Annotated in this window: 20 protein-coding genes; 4 read left to right on the top strand and 16 right to left on the bottom strand. The window is 54.3% G+C overall.

The features are described 5' to 3' along the window. Positions 1-54: 54 nt before the first annotated feature. The 3 genes from L4D19_RS24725 to L4D19_RS24735 all read right to left on the bottom strand — a co-directional run bounded on the left by L4D19_RS24725 (position 55) and on the right by L4D19_RS24735 (position 4,589). Positions 55-513, bottom strand: coding sequence for a hypothetical protein (locus L4D19_RS24725; RefSeq protein ID WP_428454658.1), 459 nt, complete (start codon positions 511-513; stop codon positions 55-57). 90 nt (positions 514-603) lie between these two features. Beyond that, positions 604-1,374, bottom strand: coding sequence for a class I SAM-dependent methyltransferase (locus tag L4D19_RS24730; protein ID WP_160655682.1), 771 nt, complete (start codon positions 1,372-1,374; stop codon positions 604-606). 77 nt (positions 1,375-1,451) lie between these two features. Further along, complete coding sequence (locus L4D19_RS24735; protein WP_428454659.1) at positions 1,452-4,589, bottom strand: EAL domain-containing protein; 3,138 nt, start codon at positions 4,587-4,589, stop codon at positions 1,452-1,454. A gap of 163 nt (positions 4,590-4,752) precedes the next feature. On the opposite strand from L4D19_RS24735, the gene asnC reads away from it, so the two are divergent. Further along, on the top strand, positions 4,753-5,214 hold the full coding sequence (gene asnC, locus L4D19_RS24740) for a transcriptional regulator AsnC (protein ID WP_075762137.1): 462 nt from the start codon (positions 4,753-4,755) through the stop codon (positions 5,212-5,214). 58 nt (positions 5,215-5,272) lie between these two features. Here asnC and hemB read toward each other — a convergent pair whose 3' ends face one another. The 9 genes from hemB to rmuC form a co-directional block, all read right to left on the bottom strand. Further along, entirely contained in the window at positions 5,273-6,319 is a 1,047-nt protein-coding gene (gene hemB / locus L4D19_RS24745) for a porphobilinogen synthase (protein WP_428454660.1), read from the bottom strand. 51 nt (positions 6,320-6,370) lie between these two features. Continuing rightward, positions 6,371-7,165 carry a 3'-5' ssDNA/RNA exonuclease TatD gene (gene tatD, locus L4D19_RS24750; protein WP_428454661.1) on the bottom strand — a complete coding sequence of 265 codons (795 nt, stop codon included), beginning with the start codon at positions 7,163-7,165 and terminating at the stop codon, positions 6,371-6,373. Between the two features lie 70 nt (positions 7,166-7,235). Further along, positions 7,236-7,991: a Sec-independent protein translocase subunit TatC gene (gene tatC, locus L4D19_RS24755; RefSeq protein WP_160655670.1), complete on the bottom strand. Its 756-nt coding sequence runs from the start codon at positions 7,989-7,991 to the stop codon at positions 7,236-7,238. 11 nt (positions 7,992-8,002) lie between these two features. Beyond that, entirely contained in the window at positions 8,003-8,341 is a 339-nt protein-coding gene (gene tatB / locus L4D19_RS24760) for a Sec-independent protein translocase protein TatB (RefSeq protein ID WP_075762133.1), read from the bottom strand. A 3-nt stretch (positions 8,342-8,344) separates the two neighbouring features. Further along, on the bottom strand, positions 8,345-8,593 hold the full coding sequence (tatA, locus tag L4D19_RS24765) for a Sec-independent protein translocase subunit TatA (RefSeq protein WP_428454662.1): 249 nt from the start codon (positions 8,591-8,593) through the stop codon (positions 8,345-8,347). A 68-nt stretch (positions 8,594-8,661) separates the two neighbouring features. After that, a complete protein-coding gene (gene ubiB, locus L4D19_RS24770) occupies positions 8,662-10,296 on the bottom strand; it encodes a ubiquinone biosynthesis regulatory protein kinase UbiB (protein WP_428454677.1) in 1,635 nt (544 codons plus the stop codon). A gap of 6 nt (positions 10,297-10,302) precedes the next feature. Continuing rightward, complete coding sequence (locus L4D19_RS24775; protein ID WP_428454663.1) at positions 10,303-10,908, bottom strand: ubiquinone biosynthesis accessory factor UbiJ; 606 nt, start codon at positions 10,906-10,908, stop codon at positions 10,303-10,305. A 7-nt stretch (positions 10,909-10,915) separates the two neighbouring features. Then, positions 10,916-11,671 carry a bifunctional demethylmenaquinone methyltransferase/2-methoxy-6-polyprenyl-1,4-benzoquinol methylase UbiE gene (gene ubiE / locus L4D19_RS24780; protein ID WP_075762130.1) on the bottom strand — a complete coding sequence of 252 codons (756 nt, stop codon included), beginning with the start codon at positions 11,669-11,671 and terminating at the stop codon, positions 10,916-10,918. Positions 11,672-11,744: 73 nt separating this feature from the next. Next, entirely contained in the window at positions 11,745-13,295 is a 1,551-nt protein-coding gene (rmuC, locus tag L4D19_RS24785) for a DNA recombination protein RmuC (protein ID WP_428454664.1), read from the bottom strand. Between the two features lie 299 nt (positions 13,296-13,594). Between rmuC and L4D19_RS24790 the strand changes: the two genes are divergently transcribed. Beyond that, on the top strand, positions 13,595-14,488 hold the full coding sequence (locus L4D19_RS24790; RefSeq protein ID WP_428454665.1) for a DMT family transporter: 894 nt from the start codon (positions 13,595-13,597) through the stop codon (positions 14,486-14,488). 75 nt (positions 14,489-14,563) lie between these two features. Here the strand turns inward: L4D19_RS24790 and L4D19_RS24795 are convergent, their stop codons facing one another. Then, positions 14,564-15,766: a multidrug effflux MFS transporter gene (locus tag L4D19_RS24795; RefSeq protein ID WP_428454666.1), complete on the bottom strand. Its 1,203-nt coding sequence runs from the start codon at positions 15,764-15,766 to the stop codon at positions 14,564-14,566. Between the two features lie 116 nt (positions 15,767-15,882). On the opposite strand from L4D19_RS24795, the gene L4D19_RS24800 reads away from it, so the two are divergent. Both L4D19_RS24800 and L4D19_RS24805 read left to right on the top strand, forming a co-directional pair. Then, positions 15,883-16,839: a LysR substrate-binding domain-containing protein gene (locus tag L4D19_RS24800; RefSeq protein WP_160655658.1), complete on the top strand. Its 957-nt coding sequence runs from the start codon at positions 15,883-15,885 to the stop codon at positions 16,837-16,839. A 156-nt stretch (positions 16,840-16,995) separates the two neighbouring features. Next, positions 16,996-18,783: an aminopeptidase P family protein gene (locus L4D19_RS24805; RefSeq protein ID WP_428454667.1), complete on the top strand. Its 1,788-nt coding sequence runs from the start codon at positions 16,996-16,998 to the stop codon at positions 18,781-18,783. Positions 18,784-18,943: 160 nt separating this feature from the next. Here the strand turns inward: L4D19_RS24805 and thiH are convergent, their stop codons facing one another. Genes thiH through thiS form a run of 3 tightly spaced genes read right to left on the bottom strand, consistent with a single transcriptional unit; the run spans position 18,944 to position 21,058 of the window. After that, the gene (gene thiH / locus L4D19_RS24810; RefSeq protein ID WP_239409545.1) at positions 18,944-20,056 is read right to left on the bottom strand and encodes a 2-iminoacetate synthase ThiH; all 1,113 of its coding nucleotides are present in this window, start codon (positions 20,054-20,056) and stop codon (positions 18,944-18,946) included. Positions 20,057-20,065: 9 nt separating this feature from the next. Continuing rightward, a complete protein-coding gene (locus L4D19_RS24815; protein WP_428454668.1) occupies positions 20,066-20,836 on the bottom strand; it encodes a thiazole synthase in 771 nt (256 codons plus the stop codon). Continuing rightward, positions 20,837-21,058 (bottom strand): sulfur carrier protein ThiS, encoded by a 222-nt coding sequence (gene thiS / locus L4D19_RS24820; RefSeq protein ID WP_428454669.1) that lies wholly within the window; start codon positions 21,056-21,058, stop codon positions 20,837-20,839. Position 21,059: the final 1 nt, after the last annotated feature.

Consider the following 21,059-nt stretch of genomic DNA (forward strand, 5'->3'; position numbering starts at 1 on the left):
CCGTACTCGGAGGCTTTTTTAATGGTGTTATGTGTCGATTGGTATTACAAGCGGCTAGAGCTTTAACGCTTTTTTGGTCTTCTGCAGCGCCTTCTCATAGCGCTTAACCGCCTTGACAGCTTTCTTCAACCGCTTGTTTTTCTTCTTCGCCAGCTTCTTCAGCCGCTTGACCTGCTTTTTGGTCACTGCCGGCAACAAAGCCACACTCTCCTGCTCAACGGTGGCAACCGCATCCAACTGAGTGCGAGCCACAGCAGGCAGCGCCGGGAGCGGCCTGACGTTGGTACCCAGCCTTTCTGCCTCAGAAGCCATTATTGGAACAGGAGCCTCTTTGGGAACAGGGGCTAATGACGCAGCTTTCTTAAGTGCGCTGGGTTTGCACAGGTATTCCTTGCTACTGGCCGAGCGTGCACAGCTGCTGCAAACAAAATTAGGCGTACTGACTATTTTGCTGATGTTGGCAAACTGATCGGCAATTTCAACTCGGCGATATTTACATAAAGACTTTGCCATTAACCACTCCTTCAGCCAAAGCCAATGATTCTTATTCTTTCTAAGAGTATCACCACATTGCGGTGAGCAAAAGATAGGGCCCGAGCGGCCCTATTTCATCGCTGCCAGCACATAGACATCAAAACGGTTTTTCTTGGTCTCTATCGCCGTTGACGGCTTTTGGCCGGCCAAGAATTCGGCGTAGTCAGGACGCTTGACCACCACCCGTTTGGTTGCCAGTGCCATCGCCGGTGCCAGCAAGCTGTCTGCATCGTTGTCTGCGCCAACCAGGGTCTGGAACACTCGCATTTCCTTCTTCACCAACGCCGACTTTTTCTTGTGCGGGTACATAGGATCGAGATAGACCACATCCGGCGCGGCAAACTCAGGATCCGCTGCTAGCTTCTCCAGGGCATCATGGCTTGAGGCATGGAGCAAGGTCAGCCGCTCACTGATCCAGCCGCCAATGTCGGGATCCTGCTGTGCACGGCGCAGACCGTCATCAAGCAGCGCCGCCACCACCGGGTGACGCTCGACCATTTGCACCTTACAGCCCAAAGAAGCGAGCACAAAGGCATCACGGCCCAGCCCGGCCGTACCGTCAACCACAGTCGGCGTCACGCCGCCCTTCAGCCCGACCGCCTTGGCGATGGCCTGGCCACGCCCGCCACCAAACTTACGGCGATGGGACGCCGCCCCGCCCGCCAGATCAACGTACACCGCGCCCAGTTTCGGCTCGTCACGTTTGTGCAGCTCAAGCCTTTCGCTCGTCAGTACCAGGGCAAAAGTACTGTCTTCATCATGGCTCAGCCCCCAGCGCAGGGCCAATTCATCCAGTTCATGCTGACGGTCAGGCGTGTCACAAATTAAAGCGAGTTGCACAAAATTCTCCGGTAATCAATCAATAAGCCCCGGCGATACAGCTCGCACCGAGCGACCTGGGGATATAAGGGTCAGGATTATACCACTGCCTCCGAGGATTGGCGCAACTCGCTCACCAGCTCGGCCAGTGGCTGCGGTTTGCCAAACAGGTATCCCTGAGCATAGTCGACACCGAGATCATCAAGCCGGGTCAGGATAGCTTCGTTTTCGACAAACTCGGCCACAGTCTGCTTGCCCATTTTTTTCGCCAGCTCGTTGATGGCCTTCACCATGGAATAATCCATCTCGTCGTCGGCGATGTCCCGCACGAACATGCCATCAATCTTGATAATGTCCACCGGCATTCGCTTCAGGTAGCCAAACGAAGACAGCCCGGATCCGAAGTCATCCAGCGAAATCAGACAGCCTAATGACTTCAGTTGGGTAAAGAGCAGTATCGCCTCGCTCATATTACCGATGGCTGCCGTTTCGGTGATCTCCAGGCAGAGCTTGTTGGTCGGCAAGCCGGAGCCGCGGATTTTCTCCACCATGAACTGGATAAAGTCCCGGTTGCCCATCGACTGACCCGACAGGTTAATCGAGCACAGCTCCAGTTGCTCGACCGCCTCGGGATGGGCGACGAGCCAGTCAATAACGGCATTGACTACATAGCGGTCAATCAGGTGCGCCAGGTTATAGCGCTCAGCGGCCGGCATAAACAATCCGGGGGATATCATAGAGCCGTCGCTCTCGCGGATCCTGACCAGAATCTCATAATGTTGTTTGTTGCTCGTGGAGGTTAGCGGGGCAATTTGCTGGGCATGCAGCTCCAGCCGCTTCTCGGCCAGTGCCTTACGGATCAGGTTAACGCACTCCATTTCCAGCTCGCGGCGCTTGAGCTCTTCGTCGTCCGGATGGTAGAGGTGCAGACGGTTTCGCCCCTCGTCCTTGGCCGCATAACAAGCGGTATCTGCCTGGGCATGAACCTGTTGCGTCGAGCCAGCGGTCTCGTCGATAAGCCGGATCCCAATCGAGCCGCTAAAGCTAAACCGGGAGTTCTGCCAGTAAAACTCAGCCTCTTCCAGCAGGTGCAGAATTTCATTACCAAACTGCACCGCCTCAGCCGAGCTGCAATGACGCAGTATGATGGCAAACTCATCGCCACCCAATCGAGACAGCGTGGCCTTCTCCGGGGTGATCCCCCGCAGCAGCAGGGCTACTTGCTTCAACGCTTCATCGCCGGCTTCATGGCCCGCGGTATCGTTAATCACCTTGAACTGGTCAAGGTCGATATACAGCATGGCATGCCGGGCTTCCAGCTCTCTGGCTTCGAGCAATACCTCTTCCAGCTGCTGTTCAAAATGGTTACGGTTAAACAAGTCCGTCAGGTAGTCATGGCAGGCCTGATACTCCAGCTGCGCCTCCAGTTCACGGGTCGAGGTAATATCCTCACCAACCAGCAGCAGCTGAAGTTTTGACTGGGTAGGGCGAATCGTCTCGCGGATCCAGACGGTATGGCCATCAGCGCATTTGTACCTGAGCTGCCGGCGCCAGACCTTTTGCGCATTGCTCTCGCGCACTCCTGAGATGTATTGCTGCGGCAACGGCACATCATCAAAATAGAAATCCGTAACCTTATGCCCCAGCATCTGACGCTTGCTGTAGCCCAGCAGATCGGCCGCAAACTGGTTAACCGACTGAATACGAGCCTGACTATCGACAGCCAGCAGGATGACCGGCTGCTGCTCGTATAGCAGACGGTAGCTGACTTCCCGCTCGCGCAGCTTTTCTTCCATCTGGTGACGGGAGGTCACATCACGGGCCTCAAACAGCAACTGCTCCGCTTCACCGACCGACTCCGGCATGCGCTTCATCGCAATATCTAATACCCGCCGGCCGTCCTCGCTGCTCTGGACCTCGACCTCAAAGCGGACCCGCTGATCCTGCCAGGCGGCATAAAAGGCCTTGCTCAGGCGAGAAACCGTTTCCTGATCCCAGCAGTGCCAGCGCCACATCGGGCTGTCATATTTGATAATTGAGCGACCGACCAGGTTCTGGAGGGCCAGGTTGCCCGAAATCAACACCCCGTTGTAATCGAGAATGCCGATATACTGAAAGCTCTGATCAAACACCCCTTCGAATAGCGCCCTGCTCTGCTGCAGCTTGCGCTCACTCTTGCGCAACCGGCGAATGATCAGGCTAAGAAAGACAATAATCGCCCCCATGATCACCACCGCCACAGTAATCGCCCGCAGCTCTTTGTTATAGCGCTCAAACCAGCTCTGCGGTTTATTGATCACCACCACATCATCCGGCGCGTCTAACCCCCAGTGCTGCAAGATCTGGTAGTTAAACATCTCCTTGCTCGCACTATAGGTAAACGTCGGCAGCTCGCTGATGTCGCCATCGATAACCGCCACCAGCAACTGGCCGATTTGCTGTCCCTGCTCATAACCACTGTTCATAACACCACCAACCACGCCTTGCTCAAGCAGGTACCGGTAAGAGGCATATACAGGCGCAGAAGCGACCTTGGTCAGCGCCCTGACAAAAGGACGGCTCCCCATATAGTCGCCGCTGCTGTCAAAATAATAACTCAGGAAGATAATTGCAGATTGGTCCGGCAGTTGCGCGGCGCGTGAAAAGATGTCGTCAAACTTACCGGGAGAAAAACGGTGTACAACCAGCTCAGACGGATTCAGTGCCAGGTAGTCATTGATCTCCTGCCACATCGCCTGTCCGGTATAAGTCTCGTCTGCTATCACATAGATTTGCTTTAGGTCAGGCTGCTGCGACAGGGCCAGGGAAATATTGTCTACCGGGTTGTTCACCTCCAGTACACCTGCCACCTGCGACAGCTGGTCATGTTTCTCGGGCTGGTAGTTATTGATCCCCACCATCAACACCGGCGTCTCTCCAACCTCTTCAGAGAGCTGGTTCACCAGCCACAGGGCATTATCATCCGTCACCACAATCGCCCGGTATTTTTCCCGGGTCAGCTTGGCCCGGTAGATATCAAGCAATTCATTGAGATAGCTAGCCGACTGGTAGCGCTTGCTATCCATATAGCTGACATGAAGGGGAATATCATGAGGTTTCGAGGCCGACTCCAGCCCGGCCTGCAACGAATCTGTCCATCGCATTCCCTGGTGATAGGAATGGATAACCAGCGTATCTTTCACCTGGGCATAGGCCGGTGCCGCCAGCAGCACCAAAAATAAAGCTAGAAAGCGCATAGAACGTAGAAATATCCCTATCGTCAAAGTCCATCGAATGCGCAGGCCTAGCTGCCGGCGCAGCTGTCTAAATACAGCGCAATTAAGTCTGATTATTCGATACTGAAGCCAGCTCAGTATAAGATATGAGCTGTATCGGATAAACAAGGGATAATACAAAACCATGACCCAGCCACCACGGATAGACGATTTAGATCGCGATATCCTCAACGCCCTGATGAATGATGCCAGGATCCCTTATGCAGAAATGGCCAAGCGGTTCAATGTCAGCCCTGCCACGGTGCATGTCCGGGTGGAAAAAATGCGGGCAGCCGAAATTATTACCGGTACCGAAGTGGTCGTAAACCCGAAGCTGCTCGGCTATGACGTCTGCTGCTTTATCGGTATCAATCTAAATGCCGCCCGTGACTATCATTCGGCTCTTGCCAAGCTCAACGAGCTGGACGAGGTAGTCGAAGCCTATTACACCACCGGCGCGTACAATATTTTCGTCAAGTTGATGTGCAAGTCGATTGAGGAGCTGCAGTATGTGCTGATCGACAAGCTGCAGGCGATTGATGAGGTGCAGTCTACCGAGACCCTGATTTCGCTGCAGAACCCCATCAACCGCAACGTACAGCCATAAAACAAGAGGCGAGATACTCCTATCCCGCCCCTGTGGCTAGCCAATACTCCGTGGAGTCTTAGGCTTTATTGTCGCTGTCTGCCTGACGGGCGGCAGCCTCTTCAGCCAGCCACTCGGCAACCGGCTTGGCAAAGTAGGTCAGAATACCGTCAGCACCGGCACGCTTGAAGCACAACAGCGATTCCAATACTGTCTCGCGCTCTTTCAGCCAGCCGTTTTGGATAGCCGCCATGTGCATCGCGTATTCGCCTGATACCTGATAGGCAAACGTCGGTACCTGAAGCTCACTCTTCACCCGGCGTACCACATCCAGATACGGCATACCCGGCTTCACCATCACCATATCTGCCCCTTCGTTGACATCCATGGCCACTTCGTGAAGGGCTTCATCGCTGTTGGCCGGATCCATCTGATAGGTCTTCTTGTCGCCACCTTTGAGGTTACCTGCCGAGCCGACCGCATCACGGAACGGGCCATAGTAGTTCGAGGCATACTTGGCAGAATAGGCCATGATCTGGGTATGAATGTAACCCGCCTCTTCCAGGGCTTCACGGATTGCGCCGATACGACCATCCATCATATCGGACGGTGCAACCACATCGGCACCGGCTTCGGCATGTGACAAGGCCTGCTTGATCAGCACCTCGGTCGTCACGTCATTCATCACGTAGCCGGTCTCGTCAATGATGCCATCCTGACCATGAATCGTGAACGGGTCCAGTGCCACATCGGTGATCACCCCCATCTGCGGCACATGCTCTTTCAGCAGACGAACGGCACGCTGTACCAGGCCTTCCGGGTTATACGCCTCTGCGGCACAGGTGCTTTTGAAATCCTGCGAAATCACCGGGAACAACGCAATCGCCGGCACACCCAACTTTGACAGATACTCCGCTTCTTCCAGCATCAGATCAATAGACAGGCGCTCTACGCCAGGCATCGACTCAACCGTTTCACGGCGGTTTTTACCCATCAGGATAAACATCGGGTAAATCAGATCATTCACAGAAATCTGGTTTTCTGCCATTAGACGGCGGCTAAAGTCATGCTTACGCATGCGACGCATACGGCGGGCTGGAAACTCGCCCTGGATAGATACAGACACTGCATACTCCTTGTATGGGTTGGTTCGCTTTTTGCTGATGATACCACTCTGTCAGGCTTCGGGCGATCCGATTGCAAAAAATGCCTGGGTAGTAATATAAGAATGGGCAATCACTTCGGCCGCTTCCTGATTGCGACACTGGGCAATCACAGATGCGATATGCGGCAAGAACTTAGGTTCGTTTCGGCTGGACTTGGGCTTCGGTCGATAGTCCCGCGGCAGCAAATACGGACAGTCCGTCTCGATCATCAGGCGGTTATCCGGAATATGGTGCACGATCTCGCGCAGTTCGGTCCCCCGCCGTTCGTCACATACCCAGCCGGTAATACCGATATGCAGGTCCATCGCCAGGCACTCTTTCAGTTCGGTCTCGGTGCCGGTAAAGCAGTGCAGGACCGCGGCCGGAAGGCGGTCACGCCACGGCTTAAGGATCGCCAGAAACCGTTCATGGGCATCACGGCAGTGCATGAACACGGGCATATTGAGCTCCGCCGCCAAGGCCAGCTGCGCCTCAAAGACGGCTTCCTGCTGCGGCCGCGGCGAGAAATCGCGATTGAAATCCAATCCGCATTCACCGATGGCGACCACTTCAGGCTCAGCCGCCAACTGGCGGATAGCCGGCAGGGCCAGATCGGAGACCGTTTTGGCATCGTGCGGATGTACCCCGGCCGTACTGTAGCAATATTGCGGCCATTGGCGGGCCATCGCCTGGGCCTGACGGCTCTCTTCGATACAGGTTCCGGTCAGCACCAGACCCTTGATGCCAGCCTCCTTCGCCCGTTCAATCACCGCCTCGCGATCTTTGTCAAAACGACTATTGGTCAAGTTGACCCCGATATCTATCATGTGATCATCCATCTCTGAAAGTTGTATAAAAAAACCGGCCAGCGGCCGGTTCTTCTGTCATGCATTACGCTTATTGCTCGTCATGTTCAGCGTCTTCCTCTTCTCCGTCGCGGATATAGAAGCGCGAGAAGAACAAGCCAACCTCAAACAGCAAGCACATAGGAATAGCCAGCAATGTCTGCGAAATAATGTCCGGCGGCGTCAGCATCATCCCCACCACAAAGGCTGCCACAATGATATATGGCCGCTTCTGCTTCAGGCTCTGCGGATCGGTCGCCCCGGTCCAGCACAGCAGAATAATGGCAACCGGGATCTCAAAGGCGATACCGAAGGCCATAAACAGTGCCAGAACAAAGTCGAGGTAGCTGGCAATGTCAGTTGCAACCTGTACCCCGTCCGGCGCAATGCTGGTAAAGAAACCAAACACGAGCGGGAACACGACAAAATAAGCAAAAGACACCCCGGCGTAGAACAGCAACGAGCTGGAAAACAGCAACGGCATGATCAGCTTACGTTCGTGTTTGTACAGGCCCGGCGCAATGAAGCCCCACACCTGATACAAAATCATAGGTACAGCAACAAACACTGAGGTAACCAAAGTGAGTTTTATTGGTGTAAAGAAAGGCGATGCCACATCCGTTGCAATCATCGTCGCCCCGTCGGGCAGACGCTCGACCAAAGGTGCCGACAAAAACGCATAGATGTCGTTGGCAAACCAGACCAGACCAAGAAAAACCACTAATACACTCAAAATGGAACGCAGCAGCCGATTACGCAGCTCTACCAAATGGCTGAATAACGGTTGCGTTTCTTCGACTGTAGACATAGTGATGTAATTTAATCCTGCTTTTGAGAAGTCGTTGCTGAGGTGTGCTCGTTTTTCTCAGCATAGGGACGCTGCACATCCGCGGCGGCTTGTTTCAGCTCTTCCACCGAATCACGCAGTTCAGGCGACAAGTCCTTCATTCCCATTTGCTCGGCCTTCTTCAGATTTTCCTGCAATTCCTGAATTTTCAGTTCTTGCGACAGTTCATCTTTCACCGAATTAGCCATATTACGAGCAGCGCCAACCCAGCGCGATACCGAACGGATCGCGACGGGAAGACGTTCCGGCCCCAGTACTACCAATCCCACCACCGAGATCAGTATTAACTCCCAGAACCCGATATCAAACACGCGTTAAACCTGCTCTTTGTCTTTCTGGCTCTTTTGAGCCTGCTCACCCTGCTGATCATCAGCAAGTTTCTTTTGCTCGAAATCCGCGTCAGCGTCTTTCTTGGCTGCCGATTCATCTTCACCGATCGCTTTCTTAAAGCCCTTCACGGCAGAACCCAGATCACCGCCCAGCGAGCGAAGTTTCTTGGTACCGAAAAGAAGCACAATGATCAATGCAATGATAAGCAATTGCCAGATACTAATACCACCCATGCTTGTTTTACCTCAGCTAATTGTGGTTGATAACAAAAACGATATGTTTAGGCTGCATACTTTACCTGCTATTTGCGGCAAGCACGCCACCCAAGTAACCAAAACGTGACCCCCGTAACGGCCGAGACCGCTGGATAAGTTTCAATATGATTACTAAAAAGTATGGCAGAACATACAACCAAGGTTGCACCTATACCAAAATAGAACCTTGCCAGGCTCTGATCGCGCCGACTATCCATAAAGTTGTCGTAGAGTGTATCAATCCGTTGGTTCAGTGCATTGCCCTGGCGCAAACTGTCATACAGTAATTCCGGTAACTCCGGCAATTTTTCTGCCCAGAACGGAGCCCTACTTTTAACACCATCAATAACGGCCTGTGGTCCTACCTGACGGGACATCCAGTCTTCCAAGAAGGGTTTGGCCGTATCCCACAAGTCCAGCTGCGGGTAGAGCTGGCGCCCTAACCCTTCTACATACAACAGGGTTTTCTGCAGCAGCACCAGCTGCGGCTGTACTTCCATGTTGAAGCGGCGCGCGGTATTAAACAGGTTCAGCAGCACATGGCCAAACGAAATTTCAGCCAGCGGCTTTTCAAAAATAGGCTCGCACACCGTACGGATCGCGAACTCGAAGTCATCAATGTTGGTGTCTTTCGGTACCCAGCCGGAATCAACGTGCAGCTCGGCCACTTTCCGATAGTCTCGGTTAAAAAAGGCCAGCAAGTTTTCAGCCAGGTAGCGCTTGTCTTCCCGGTTGAGGGTGCCGACGATACCACAATCGAGCGCAATCCACTGCGGATTTTCCGGGTTTTCTCGTGCAACAAAAATATTACCGGGATGCATGTCGGCATGGAAAAAGCTGTCGCGGAACACCTGGGTAAAGAAGATATTCACCGCGTTTTCGGACAGTAGCTTCAAATCTGTGCCATTGGCCACCAGGGCGTCGACATCAGAGACCTGGATACCGTAGATGCGCTCCATCACCAGCAAGCGCTCGCTGCTGAGATCAGTATATACCTCCGGCACATACAGCATATCGCTGTCTTCAAAGTTGCGGCGCAGCTGAATACCGTTGGCCGCTTCGCGCATCAGGTTCAGCTCGTCCAACAGGGTCTTCTCGTACTCCCGTACCACCTCGACCGGACGCAGACGGCGGGCTTCCGGCAACGCCCGCGACAAAATGCGCGCCATCCGGTACATCAGCTTAATATCGGCCTGGATCACCGGCAGAATATCCGGGCGGATCACCTTGAGTACGACCTTGCGGCCATCCGATTTCAGCGTCGCGGTATGAACCTGGGCAATAGAGGCTGATGCCAGCGGTGTTTCGTCAAAGTCATCAAACCAGGTTTCCAGCGGTCCACCCAACGATTGTTCCATCTGCTGCTTTGCCAGTTTGCCGTCAAACGGGGCAACCTGATCCTGCAGCATCGCCAGCTGATCGGCGATGTGCGGCGGAAACAAATCCCGGCGGGTCGACATCATCTGGCCGAACTTGATCCACACCGGTCCCAGCTCCTGCAGCGCCAGCCTCAGGCGGACACCCAGCGGTTTGTCGGCATGCTGGTTCTTGATCCAAAACAGTGACTTGCGAGCCATTTTCGGTGCTTTAACCCGCGGATCGTCAGGCAGAAACTCATCCAGCCCATAGCGCAGCTTCACCGTGGTAATTTGATAAAGGCGTTTAAACTCCGAATAGGTCATCATGGTTTAGCGTTGCCCCAGAAGTTGATCAAGTCGGGCCTCGAAACGGGCAACATCCGATTTCAGATCATCGACCTGATCGGCAAAGTGGGCGATCTCCAGCGCCTGCGGCGCAAGCTTCCATTCTTCGGTGATCACTTCTGCCAAATCGCGCTGGCGTCGCTTCGCTCCCTGGCGAATTCGCTGCGCACCAGTTTTCAGGCCGCTGACCAGGGTATGGGCAACAATATCACCGGTATATTGCGACAGCTTCTCTTCCACATCCGGCTTAAGGCCGCTCAGCAATGCCGAGAACTGCTGGGCCAGCTGGATATCACCTTCCAGCGCCAGCTTGTCGGCCTTGATCAACTGGGTCAGGTTAGCCTGCTGACGCAGCTCCGGCAGCACGGTCAGATTCAGTGCAAGTTCGCAGTCCACCTCACCTTCATAGACTGCCAGTACGTCGATTTGCTGACTGAAAATAAAGATCAGCGTCTTGCCAAACTCATTAATAGTTACGCTAATGACTTTGCCGCGCAGACGTCCCAGACGACGCTGACTCTCGGCGTCGTCCTTTAACAGGGTATTTAGCGAGGTTTCTACCGCGCCGGTAACAAAAGCATCGAATGGCATAATGTCCTCAGAACTTGTAGCCGCGGTGCAGGGCAACAATACCGCCCGTCAGGTTGTAGTACTGGGTCTGCTCGAAACCGGCATCTTTCATCATGCCTTCCAGCGTATCCTGATCCGGGTGCATTCGAATAGACTCGGCCAGATAGCGATAGCTTTCCGCATCATTGGCAATCAGTTCGCCCATTTTTGGTAGCAGATGGAAAGAATAGGCATCGTAGACCTTAGACAGCGGCTCAAGCTGTGGCTTGGAAAACTCCAGCACCAACAGGCGGCCACCCGGCTTCAGCACCCGGAACATCGAGCGCAGTGCCTTGTCTTTGTCTGTCACGTTACGCAGACAGAAGCTAATGGTAATACAGTCAAAGTAATCATCCGGGAACGGCAGTTCTTCGGCATTGGCCTGCACATAACCGACGTTACCGACGATGCCGATATCACGCAGCTTGCTGCGACCGACTTTCAGCATCGAGTTGTTGATATCCGCCAGTACAACCTGGCCGTCTTCACCGACGATACGGGAAAACTTAGCCGTCAGATCACCTGTACCACCACCGAGATCCAGCACTCGATGGCCACGGCGAACACCACTGCAATCAATGGTAAAGCGCTTCCATACCCGATGGATACCCATCGACATCATGTCGTTCATGATGTCGTATTTCGCGGCTACGGAATGAAATACTTCCGCGACCAGATCCGCTTTGTCTTCCTTGGCTACAGTACGATAGCCAAAATGGGTCGTATCTTGTGTGGTGTCCGTCATGCTATATCCGTCATACTATATGTGTTTAATTATCCGGCTTAGTGTACTTGATGGCTGCGGTTTGCTCAAAGCACTACGGTAAATCATTTGCAGCAGACGCCGCAGGTGACAGTGCCGAGGACTTGCTTTCTTCCGTTATCGCCTTCGCTGCCTGGGCCTGCTCGACTAGGGCAGGGCTGATATCCCGCTTGACCTCGACCCCCAGCAACTTGAAGCTTTCGGCCTGGCGGATCACATTACCGCGCCCCGTCACCAGCTTGTTCATCGCTCCCTGGTAGCTCAGGTTAGCTTTATCGAGCGATGCCCCAACCGCCTCCATATCCGTCACGAAAAGACGCAGCTTGTCATAGAGCTTGCCGGCCCGGTCGGCAATTTGCTTGGCATTCTGGTTCTGGCGCTCGTTACGCCACAGGTTATTGATCGTACGTAGGGCCACCAACAGGGTAGTCGGGCTGACCAGCATGATGTTCTGCTCCATCGCATCACGGATCAGGCTCGGGTCGGCTTCGACTGCCGCCTGAAAGGCCGGTTCGACCGGGATGAACATCAGTACATAATCCAGGCTGCGAATACCATGCAACTGGTGATAGTCCTTACGGCTCAGGCCGCGCATATGACTTCGCACCGATGCCACGTGCTCGCTCAGGGCCAACTCCTGCTCGGCCGCTGTCTCGGCATTGAAGAAGCGTTCATAGGCAACCAGCGACATCTTGGCATCGACCACCACGTCCTTCTCCTGTGGCAAGCGCACAACCACATCTGGCTGGTAGCGCTTGCCCTCTTCGTTTTCCAGGCTGATCTGGGTCTGGTACTCATGGCCTTCCCGCAACCCGGATTCACTCAGTACCCGGGCCAGCACCACTTCGCCCCAGTTACCCTGGGCCTTGTTGTCACCTTTCAGGGCCTGGGTCAGGTTGATCGCCTCACGGGCCATCTGTTCGTTGAGCTGCTTCAGGTTATTGATCTCATGCACTAGGGTATGGCGCTCACGGGCTTCCTGACTGAAATTGTCGGTCACCTGCTTTTTGAAACCCTCCAGCTGCTCTTTGAGCGGGCTGAGCAGGTGCTCCAGGCTGAGCTTGTTCTGCTCGTCGACGGTTCGGGTTTTCTGTTCGAACAGCCGGTTGGCCAGACTTTCAAACTGGACCCGCAGCCGCTCTTCGGCATTTTCCAGCAAGGCAATCTTGTCATCTGCTGCTCTTTGCTCTTCGAAATGACGGGCTTCCTGCTCGCGCAGATCCGCCTCTAACCCGGCATTGGCCAGCCGGGCATTCTCCAGCTGTTCGGTCAGGTACTGTTTCTCATTTTTCAGCGCTTCGAAATGGCGCATTTTTTCCAATGCCGCCGCCAGACGGGCATGCATCTGGCGCAACTCGGACGTCAGGCGGTCCCGCTCAACGTCCAGCTCATCGAGATCCTGGTTTCGCTCTGCAAGCTGAGCCTGATAATGCTGTTCCTGGCTTTGGGCCAGGCGGGCATCCGCTTCGGCCTGCTGACGGAGCAGTTGCGCTTGTTGCTGCCAGCGGCCTTTCATCCATAGTGCGGTGATCACACTGGCTACGGTTGCTCCGGACAGCGCTGCAACAACAGCCAGCTCCGCTCCTGTGAGCCACTCAGTTATCATGATTTCCAACCCTAATTAATAGCAAGAATGATGGTTGTCAGACGAACTCATTCTCGATTTATTCTGTGCTAAAGGCTAAGTGGATACTGGATAAATGTCCAGCCATTATGGCGAGTTAACCAGTCCTGAATGGGGACCTCCATCGAGCAGGCATAATGATTGGGCTTGCTGTCACAGCCTGAGAAACCACTATCTGGTCGGGCTATCGACAATCGAATAGACTGGCAGCCTTTGGTATGACGAATAACCCGTGCTGCGATTTCTAATATAAAAGCAGCCAAAAAGATGATGGATGAATAATGAACGAACGTTACGCTCTCGGATATGGGTTGGCAGCAGTTCTACTCTGGTCGACGGTTGCCACGGCATTTAAAATCACCCTTGATTTCTTCAGCCCGATCCAAATGATGGTGGCAGCCAGTGTGGTCTCCGCCGTCGCGCTGATAATTATCGCTTTCTTTCAGGGCAAGCTACATCTGCTTGGCCGCACGTTCATGGCCCGCCCTTTCTATTATCTGCTGCTCGGCTTGATCAATCCCTTTGCCTATTATCTGATCCTGTTCAAGGCCTATGACCTATTGCCGGCCTCGCAGGCCCAACCCCTCAATTACAGCTGGGCCATTACCCTAACTTTGATGGCAGCGGTGTTTCTCGGCCAGAAAATTCGCAAGCAGGACTGGGTAGCCTGTGGCTTGGGCTACCTGGGTGTTGTGGTGATCGCGACCAAGGGCGATATCATGGCCTTGCAGTTTGATAACCCTGCCGGAGTCGCACTGGCACTGTTATCCACCCTGCTGTGGGCCATGTACTGGATCCTCAATGCCAAGAACCAGGCCGATCCCGTACTGGGCGTATTGCTCGGTTTTTTGGTCTCGCTGCCTTTCTCTATCGGCCTCAGCCTCTATCTCGGCAACTGGCCAAGCGTGCCGTGGCAAGGCTGGCTTGCCGTCAGCTATGTCGGACTGTTTGAGATGGGCGTGACGTTTGTCCTGTGGCTCAATGCCCTGAGACTCACCCGCAACACAGCCCGGATCAGCAACCTGATCTTCATTTCGCCGTTTATCTCCCTGCTGTTACTGGCAACCATCATCGGCGAAGAAATCCATCCCTCGACCCTTGCCGGGCTGGTGCTGATTGTCTGCGGACTGTTGATCCAGCAATGGAAAGGCAAAAAAAAACCTGCCACAGCGTGACAGGCAAATCATAGAAGGGTTGTCGAGACCCAGCGCCCTGCAGGGAAAAGGCGTCTAGTTATAAATTCAGTGTTCTTAGCTGGTTGTTGCGACAGCATGCCAGCGGCGCCCCAGCTTTGACCACAGGATCAACAGGCCGGGAACCAATAGCCACATCTGCAACGTCAGCAGCATCGGCGGGGTTAAATCCAGACGCTGAGTCAGGCTCACCATCATGCCGGCACCGCTCATCTGGAACAGCCCCAGCAATGCCGCAGCCGTGCCGGCACGGTCACCGAACTGTGCCAGCGCCTTGCCTGCCGCCGAGCCCAAAACAAAGGCAAAACCAAAAGACGACATAAAGATAGGCACCATAAAGGCCCATGCCTGATGAATGCTGCTCAGTACCAGCATCGCCGCTCCGGAGCCAATCAGCATCAGCAAACCGAGATTAAGGGTGTTACGGGTACCAAACTTATCCATGTATTTGGGTGCCACCATGCAGGCCAGAATATTCAGGACAGCATTCACTCCGAACCACATTGTAAACTGTCCCATGCTCTGTCCCTGCTCCACCATCAGCCATACCGGCGCCGAGGTCACATAGGCCAGAATCACCGCCATCGACAGCATACAAAGCGTGGCGTGGAACAAAAACACCGGTTCGCGCAACACCGACATATAGCGTTCAGCACTGAATAACACACCATCAGCCTTGGTTTCCGCCGGGCGTGTTTCCTTGAAAAAGACCGCCAGGAAGGAACCGGCCACCAGGGCAAAGCCAGCCATAAAGCTGAAGTTCGAACGCCAGCCAAATTCATGGGTCAGCCACGAACCCAGCAGCGGTGCCAATGCCGGAATAAAGCAGATCGCCCCATTGAGGTAGCTGATCATTCGGCCGCTGCGTTCAGGCCCGAAGCTGTCGCGAACGGCGGCAAAGGCAGCCACCGAGGTTGCACAAGCGCCGAACCCCTGCAGCAGTCTAGCCACCAGCAATAAATCCAGTGTCTGCGCCCAGTACGCCATCGCCGCACTGAGGGCATAAATACTTACTCCGCCCAGGGCAATAGGGCGACGTCCAAAACGGTCAGCCAGCGGGCCTGCCAATAGCTGTCCCAGGCCGAGGCTAAACATAAACCAGGTCACCGTATCCTGAACCCGGGTAGCGTCAACCGCGAAAGTCTCTGCCATCGCCGGCAGGGCGGGCAGGTAGATATCGATAGCCAGTGGGCTAAATAGGACAAGGGTGACCATCAGGGCAACCAACCTTGTTCCGGACTGCGTGTTTTCAGGCTTCATGTGACTTTCCTCTCTTGTTATGGCGGCAGTCTAAGCCCTTAGAGATATGAACAGAAATGGTTTATATTCAAATCAGAATTTCCATTCTGGAATATCACTCTGCCTGAGGTTTTGTTGTGTCTTTTGAAAAACTTGCCCGTATCGATCTCAACTTGCTGGTTTGCCTCCATGTCCTGCTGGAAGAACGCAGTGTGACCCATGCCGCCAGACGGCTGAACCTCAGCCAGTCGGCAGTCAGCAAGAGCCTGACACGCCTGCGCGAGCAATTTAGCGATCCGCTCTTTACCCGTACCGCCCACGGTATGGCACCAACTCCCCGGGCGCAGGCGCTACTTCCCCTGCTCGATCACCTGCTGCGAGAAGTCGAACTGCTCACCGCCCCGGCAGAGTTTATTCCCGAAACCAGCGAGCGCCATTTCAAAATGGCCCTGGTCGAGAGCGCCTACCCGCTTTTTCTGCCGCAATTCTTAGGAGAGATTTTTGCCAAAGGACCCAATATCATTCTCGATACCCAGGCATGGGAACCCAATACCTTTGATCGTCTCCAGAGGGGCGAAATTGATTTCGGGATCACCGGCAAGGATCTCAACCCCAAGGACGCGATGCTGACCCTGATGCCGCCGAAAGGAATTGTGTTCCAGGAGTTATGCCGTGATACCCAACGCTGTATTGTCCGCCAGGGCCACCCAATTCTGTGCCAGACCGACAGGGAGTGGGATCAGGACTACTACCTTGAACAACGCCATATCCAGGTCCGCTGCGGGCAGGACGATCGCTGGCTGCTGGACTACAAACTGGCCGAGAAAGGCTTGCACCGTGACATCGCGATGTACGTGCCGGACTTCAACAGTGCTGCCAGTTTATGCACCCATACCGATCTCGTATTTACCGCCCCGAGTCACTTTGCCCATTACATCACCGCCCAGCTCGATCTCGTGGTATTACCGCTTCCACCAGAACTTCCTGCTATGGCATACACGCTTTTCTGGCATCAACATCAAGAAAAAGACCTCGGACACAGTTGGTTAAGGGAGTTAATCATCAGCCGATGTCGTGATTTGTCTACCACCTAATTGCAGCCGACTTGCAAAAGCGCTAACGTTATGGCCGCAGCCTGAACAACTCAGTGCAAGGCAACCTGTCTCATTACTCGTCGCCTTGCTTTGATTTCTTCAGGTTGGCATTCATTCCGTCATTCAGACGGCGGCAAAAACAAGGAACCTCAAAACATGCAAGAAGTTATCTCACAACGTGTTGAGCAGATCCGCCAGTGGTTGGCCGACAACCAGCTAGACGCTTTGCTTATTCCTCATGAAGATGAATACCTCGGCGAATATATCCCGGCCCATAACGAACGTTTACTGTGGGCAACAGGCTTTACGGGATCGGCCGGTATGGCGGTGATCACGCGTGAAAAAGCAGCTGTATTTGTTGACGGTCGCTATGTTGTTCAGGTCCGTAAGCAAGTACCGGGCGACGTTTTCGAATACCGCCATCTGATTGACGAGCCACCAGTCCAGTGGACTCAGGATAATCTGGCCGCCGGCAGCAAAGTGGCTATTGATGCCCGCCTGCATAGCGGCGCCTGGCTGACTCGCACCACCGAAAGCCTGGCCGGAGCTCTTGAGCTTGTTTGTGTTGATGCCAACCCTATCGATACCCTGTGGCATGACCGTCCGGCAGCAACACTGTCCGATGCAAAACTGATGGGTCTGGATTTCGTTGGCCAGAGCAGCGCCGACAAACGCAGCAACATTGCAACCGAGCTGAAAAAACAAAAAGCCGAAGCGGCCCTGCTGACTCAGGTAGACAGCATTGCCTGGCTGCTGAATATCCGCGGCAGCGATGTACCGAGCCTGCCGGTATTGCTATCAACAGCGATTATCCATGCTGACGAGAGCGTTGACTTCTACATCGACCCGGTGCGTCTGCCAGCAGAGTTTGCCGCCCATGTCGGTGAAGGTGTCCGTATCCATAAGCCAGAAGCACTGGAAGCGGGACTTCAGTCTCTGAACGGCAAACAGGTATTGATTGACCCGGCGACCAGCAACGCCTGGGCCGCTCAGGTACTGCGTACAGCAGGTGCCAACCTGATTGAAGCAGCCGATCCTTGTCTGCTCCCAAAAGCGGCGAAAAACCCGACTGAAATTGCCGGCATGAAAGCCTGCCATATTCGCGATGGTGTCGCTGTCTCCAAGTTCTTGGCATGGGTTGATGCCCAGGTTGCAGCAGGTCACCTTCTGGACGAAGGTACGCTGTCTGGCAAGCTGTGGCAGTTCCGTATTCAGGACACCAGCTGTACCGATGTGAGCTTCGATACAATTTCGGCCGCCGGCGGCAATGCTGCCATGTGTCACTACAATCACCTGAACCAGCCGGAGCCAAGCGTTCTGGAAATGGACAATGTCTACCTGGTCGATTCAGGCGGCCAGTACCCAGACGGTACAACGGATATTACCCGTACCATCGCTATCGGCCAACCGGGTGACGAGGTCAAACAAACTTTCACCCTGGTACTGAAAGGCCATATTGCCCTGGCTACGGCCCGGTTCCCGAAAGGCACCACCGGCTCCCAGCTCGATGCACTGGCTCGCCAGCACCTATGGGCACACGGTTTTGACTATGACCACGGTACCGGTCACGGTGTCGGCCACTTCCTGAGCGTCCACGAAGGCCCGCAGCGCATTGCCAAAGTACACAACCCAACTGCCCTGCTACCGGGTATGGTGCTATCGAACGAGCCGGGTTACTACCGCGCCGATGCCTTTGGTATCCGTATCGAGAACCTAGAACTGGTTGTTGAAGTGGAAACCGCTGGCGATATGACGGTGATGGGCTTTGAGTCACTGACCCGCGCTCCGATTGACCGTCGTCTGGTTGATATTGATCTGCTGACAGATGTCGAACTGGCATGGCTGAATAACTACCACAAGACAGTATTCGAGGCGATCAGCCCGGCATTGGAAGGTGACGATCTGGCTTGGCTGGCACAGGCAACTGCACCGCTTAAGCGCTAACAGCTCATCTCAAGCTGTAGATACCACAACGCCCGCATTCTCGCGGGCGTTATCATATAGACTGTTCAGGATATGGCTCTAGAGCAAAGAGACAGCGCGGAGTTTATAGATATAAATGAGCACTTTCGATGCCGATATAGAGCCAAACATCAACAATCCGCTAGCCCGAGTAGGCATGGTGCCAGTCCTTCCACACCACCTCGAAACCGTGCTTTTTGACCGCCTCTGCCACGGCAGCGGCCGAGCGCTCATCACTGATCGAGAACTGCTCCAGTTCCGGCTCGTCATCGGCATAGCCGCCCGGTTGCGTTTTCGATCCGGCCGACATACTGGTTACCCCTAGTGGCAAGGCATTATCTCGGAACTGTGGTGACTCTCGGGTCGACAGTGATAGCTCGACTTCCGGATTAAACAGCCGGTAAGCACAGATCAGCTGTACCAGTTGGCGATCATCCATAACGGACTTGGGCTGCAAGCCCCCTTCACAAGGCCTTAGCCGCGGAAACGAGATGGAATAGCGGGTCTGCCAGTAGGTACGCTCAAGGTAGTCGAGGTGACTGGCGACATAGAAACAGTCCGTGCGCCACTCTTCCAATCCGATCAGGGCGCCAATGCCTATCTTATCAATCCCGGCCTTCGCCAGGCGGTCCGGTGTTTCCAGCCGGTATTCAAAGTCCATTTTGTTGCCTCGCAAATGATGCTCGGCATAAGTTGATGCGCTGTAGGTCTCCTGGTATACCATCACGGCGTCCAGCCCCAAGGTTTTCAGCTCGGCATACTCATCCTGATCCAGCGGCTGAACTTCCATGGCCAGGTAGCTGAACTGCTCTTTGACCGCCGGCACCGCTTCACGGAAATACGCCATCCCGACCTTACGCTCATGCTCGCCGGTCACCAGCAGCACGCTATCAAAATTCATCGCTTTGATAGCCTGACATTCTCGGGCGATTTCAGACTTACTCAATGTCCGGCGCTTGATCCGGTTCTCCATCGAAAAACCGCAATAGGTACAGGCATTGGCACACAGGTTCGACAGATAGAGCGGCACATAAAAGGAAATCGTATGGCCGAACCGCTTGCGGGTCAGCGCAGCCGACTGCTGCGCCATTTGTTCCAGATAGGGTTCGGCCGCTGGGGAGATCAAGGCCTTGAAATCCTCCAAATCACGCTTGGGCTTACGCAGGGCACGCTCGACATCCGACGCCGTTTTGCTGTAAATCGACAATCGGATATCATCCCATTCAAGCTGCTTCCAGACATCAACGTAACTCATGCCGCTCCCCTATGCGCTCTGATCCAAAAAAGCCGTCAGCGGGCTGGAGGCTATCGCATGGTTAACCGTACCGGCCAGCCCTGCTTCATAGGCCATGCGACCACTTTCAACAGCCAGCTTGAAGGCCTTGCCCATGGCAACCGGATCAGCCGCGGCCGCAATCGCGGTATTGACCAACACTGCATCAGCCCCCATCTCCATCGCTTCGGCGGCATGGGAAGGAGCACCAATACCAGCATCGACTATTACCGGCACCCGCGCCTGATCGATGATGATTTCCAAAAAGTCACGCGATGCCAATCCTTTGTTGGAACCTATCGGTGCCCCAAGCGGCATCACCGCCGCACAACCGGCCTCTTCCAGCCGTTTACACAACACCGGATCGGCATGGCAATAAGGCAATACGATAAAGCCTTCACGCACCAATTCTTCAGCGGCTGCCAGGGTTTCAATCGGATCGGGCATCAGGTATTTAGGGTCCGGGTGAATTTCCAGCTTCAGCCAATTTGTTCCCAACGCCTCGCGGACCAGTTTTGCGGCAAACACGGCTTCTTTTGCATTCTTTGCGCCCGAGGTATTAGGTAGCAAGTTCACCCCGGCAGCCACAAGAGGAGCCAAAATATCATCGTCACGATTTTCAATATCGACCCGCTTTAAGGCCATAGTCACCAGTTCTGACTCGGAAGCAATAATAGAGTCCGCCATTGCCCGACTGTTGGCATATTTTCCCGTACCGGTAAACAGGCGGGATGAAAACGTCTTGTCTGCAATAGTAAGCATTTAGCCTCCGGCAATAGCTTGGAATAAGGCAATACGATCGCCCGTATTAAGTAATGTGCTGTCCCACTCGCTGCGGGCAACAATATCGTCATTCAGCGCCACCGCCGTTGCCTGCAACGGCATGTCCAACATGGTTAGCAACGCTGTCAGGCTCTGTCCTTCCGGGCATCTCACAGGTTTGTCATTGACCTGTACCTGAATGACGGATGTTGTGTCTGTCATA

It is taken from the genome of Photobacterium kasasachensis, from assembly GCF_050336885.1.
In the GTDB taxonomy this organism is placed as follows: Bacteria; Pseudomonadota; Gammaproteobacteria; order Enterobacterales; family Vibrionaceae; genus Photobacterium; species Photobacterium kasasachensis.

Excerpts from the sequence above, each read along its gene's own strand:
- L4D19_RS24725 (WP_428454658.1), bottom strand. The coding sequence starts at position 513 with ATGGCAAAGTCTTTATGTAAATATCGCCGAGTTGAAATTGCCGATCAG.
- L4D19_RS24735 (WP_428454659.1), bottom strand. The coding sequence starts at position 4,589 with ATGCGCTTTCTAGCTTTATTTTTGGTGCTGCTGGCGGCACCGGCCTAT.
- asnC (WP_075762137.1), top strand. The coding sequence starts at position 4,753 with ATGACCCAGCCACCACGGATAGACGATTTAGATCGCGATATCCTCAAC.
- tatD (WP_428454661.1), bottom strand. The coding sequence starts at position 7,165 with ATGATAGATATCGGGGTCAACTTGACCAATAGTCGTTTTGACAAAGAT.
- tatC (WP_160655670.1), bottom strand. The coding sequence starts at position 7,991 with ATGTCTACAGTCGAAGAAACGCAACCGTTATTCAGCCATTTGGTAGAG.
- tatA (WP_428454662.1), bottom strand. The coding sequence starts at position 8,593 with ATGGGTGGTATTAGTATCTGGCAATTGCTTATCATTGCATTGATCATT.
- ubiB (WP_428454677.1), bottom strand. The coding sequence starts at position 10,296 with ATGACCTATTCGGAGTTTAAACGCCTTTATCAAATTACCACGGTGAAG.
- L4D19_RS24775 (WP_428454663.1), bottom strand. The coding sequence starts at position 10,908 with ATGCCATTCGATGCTTTTGTTACCGGCGCGGTAGAAACCTCGCTAAAT.
- ubiE (WP_075762130.1), bottom strand. The coding sequence starts at position 11,671 with ATGACGGACACCACACAAGATACGACCCATTTTGGCTATCGTACTGTA.
- rmuC (WP_428454664.1), bottom strand. The coding sequence starts at position 13,295 with ATGATAACTGAGTGGCTCACAGGAGCGGAGCTGGCTGTTGTTGCAGCG.
- L4D19_RS24790 (WP_428454665.1), top strand. The coding sequence starts at position 13,595 with ATGAACGAACGTTACGCTCTCGGATATGGGTTGGCAGCAGTTCTACTC.
- L4D19_RS24795 (WP_428454666.1), bottom strand. The coding sequence starts at position 15,766 with ATGAAGCCTGAAAACACGCAGTCCGGAACAAGGTTGGTTGCCCTGATG.
- L4D19_RS24805 (WP_428454667.1), top strand. The coding sequence starts at position 16,996 with ATGCAAGAAGTTATCTCACAACGTGTTGAGCAGATCCGCCAGTGGTTG.
- thiH (WP_239409545.1), bottom strand. The coding sequence starts at position 20,056 with ATGAGTTACGTTGATGTCTGGAAGCAGCTTGAATGGGATGATATCCGA.
- L4D19_RS24815 (WP_428454668.1), bottom strand. The coding sequence starts at position 20,836 with ATGCTTACTATTGCAGACAAGACGTTTTCATCCCGCCTGTTTACCGGT.
- thiS (WP_428454669.1), bottom strand. The coding sequence starts at position 21,058 with ATGACAGACACAACATCCGTCATTCAGGTACAGGTCAATGACAAACCT.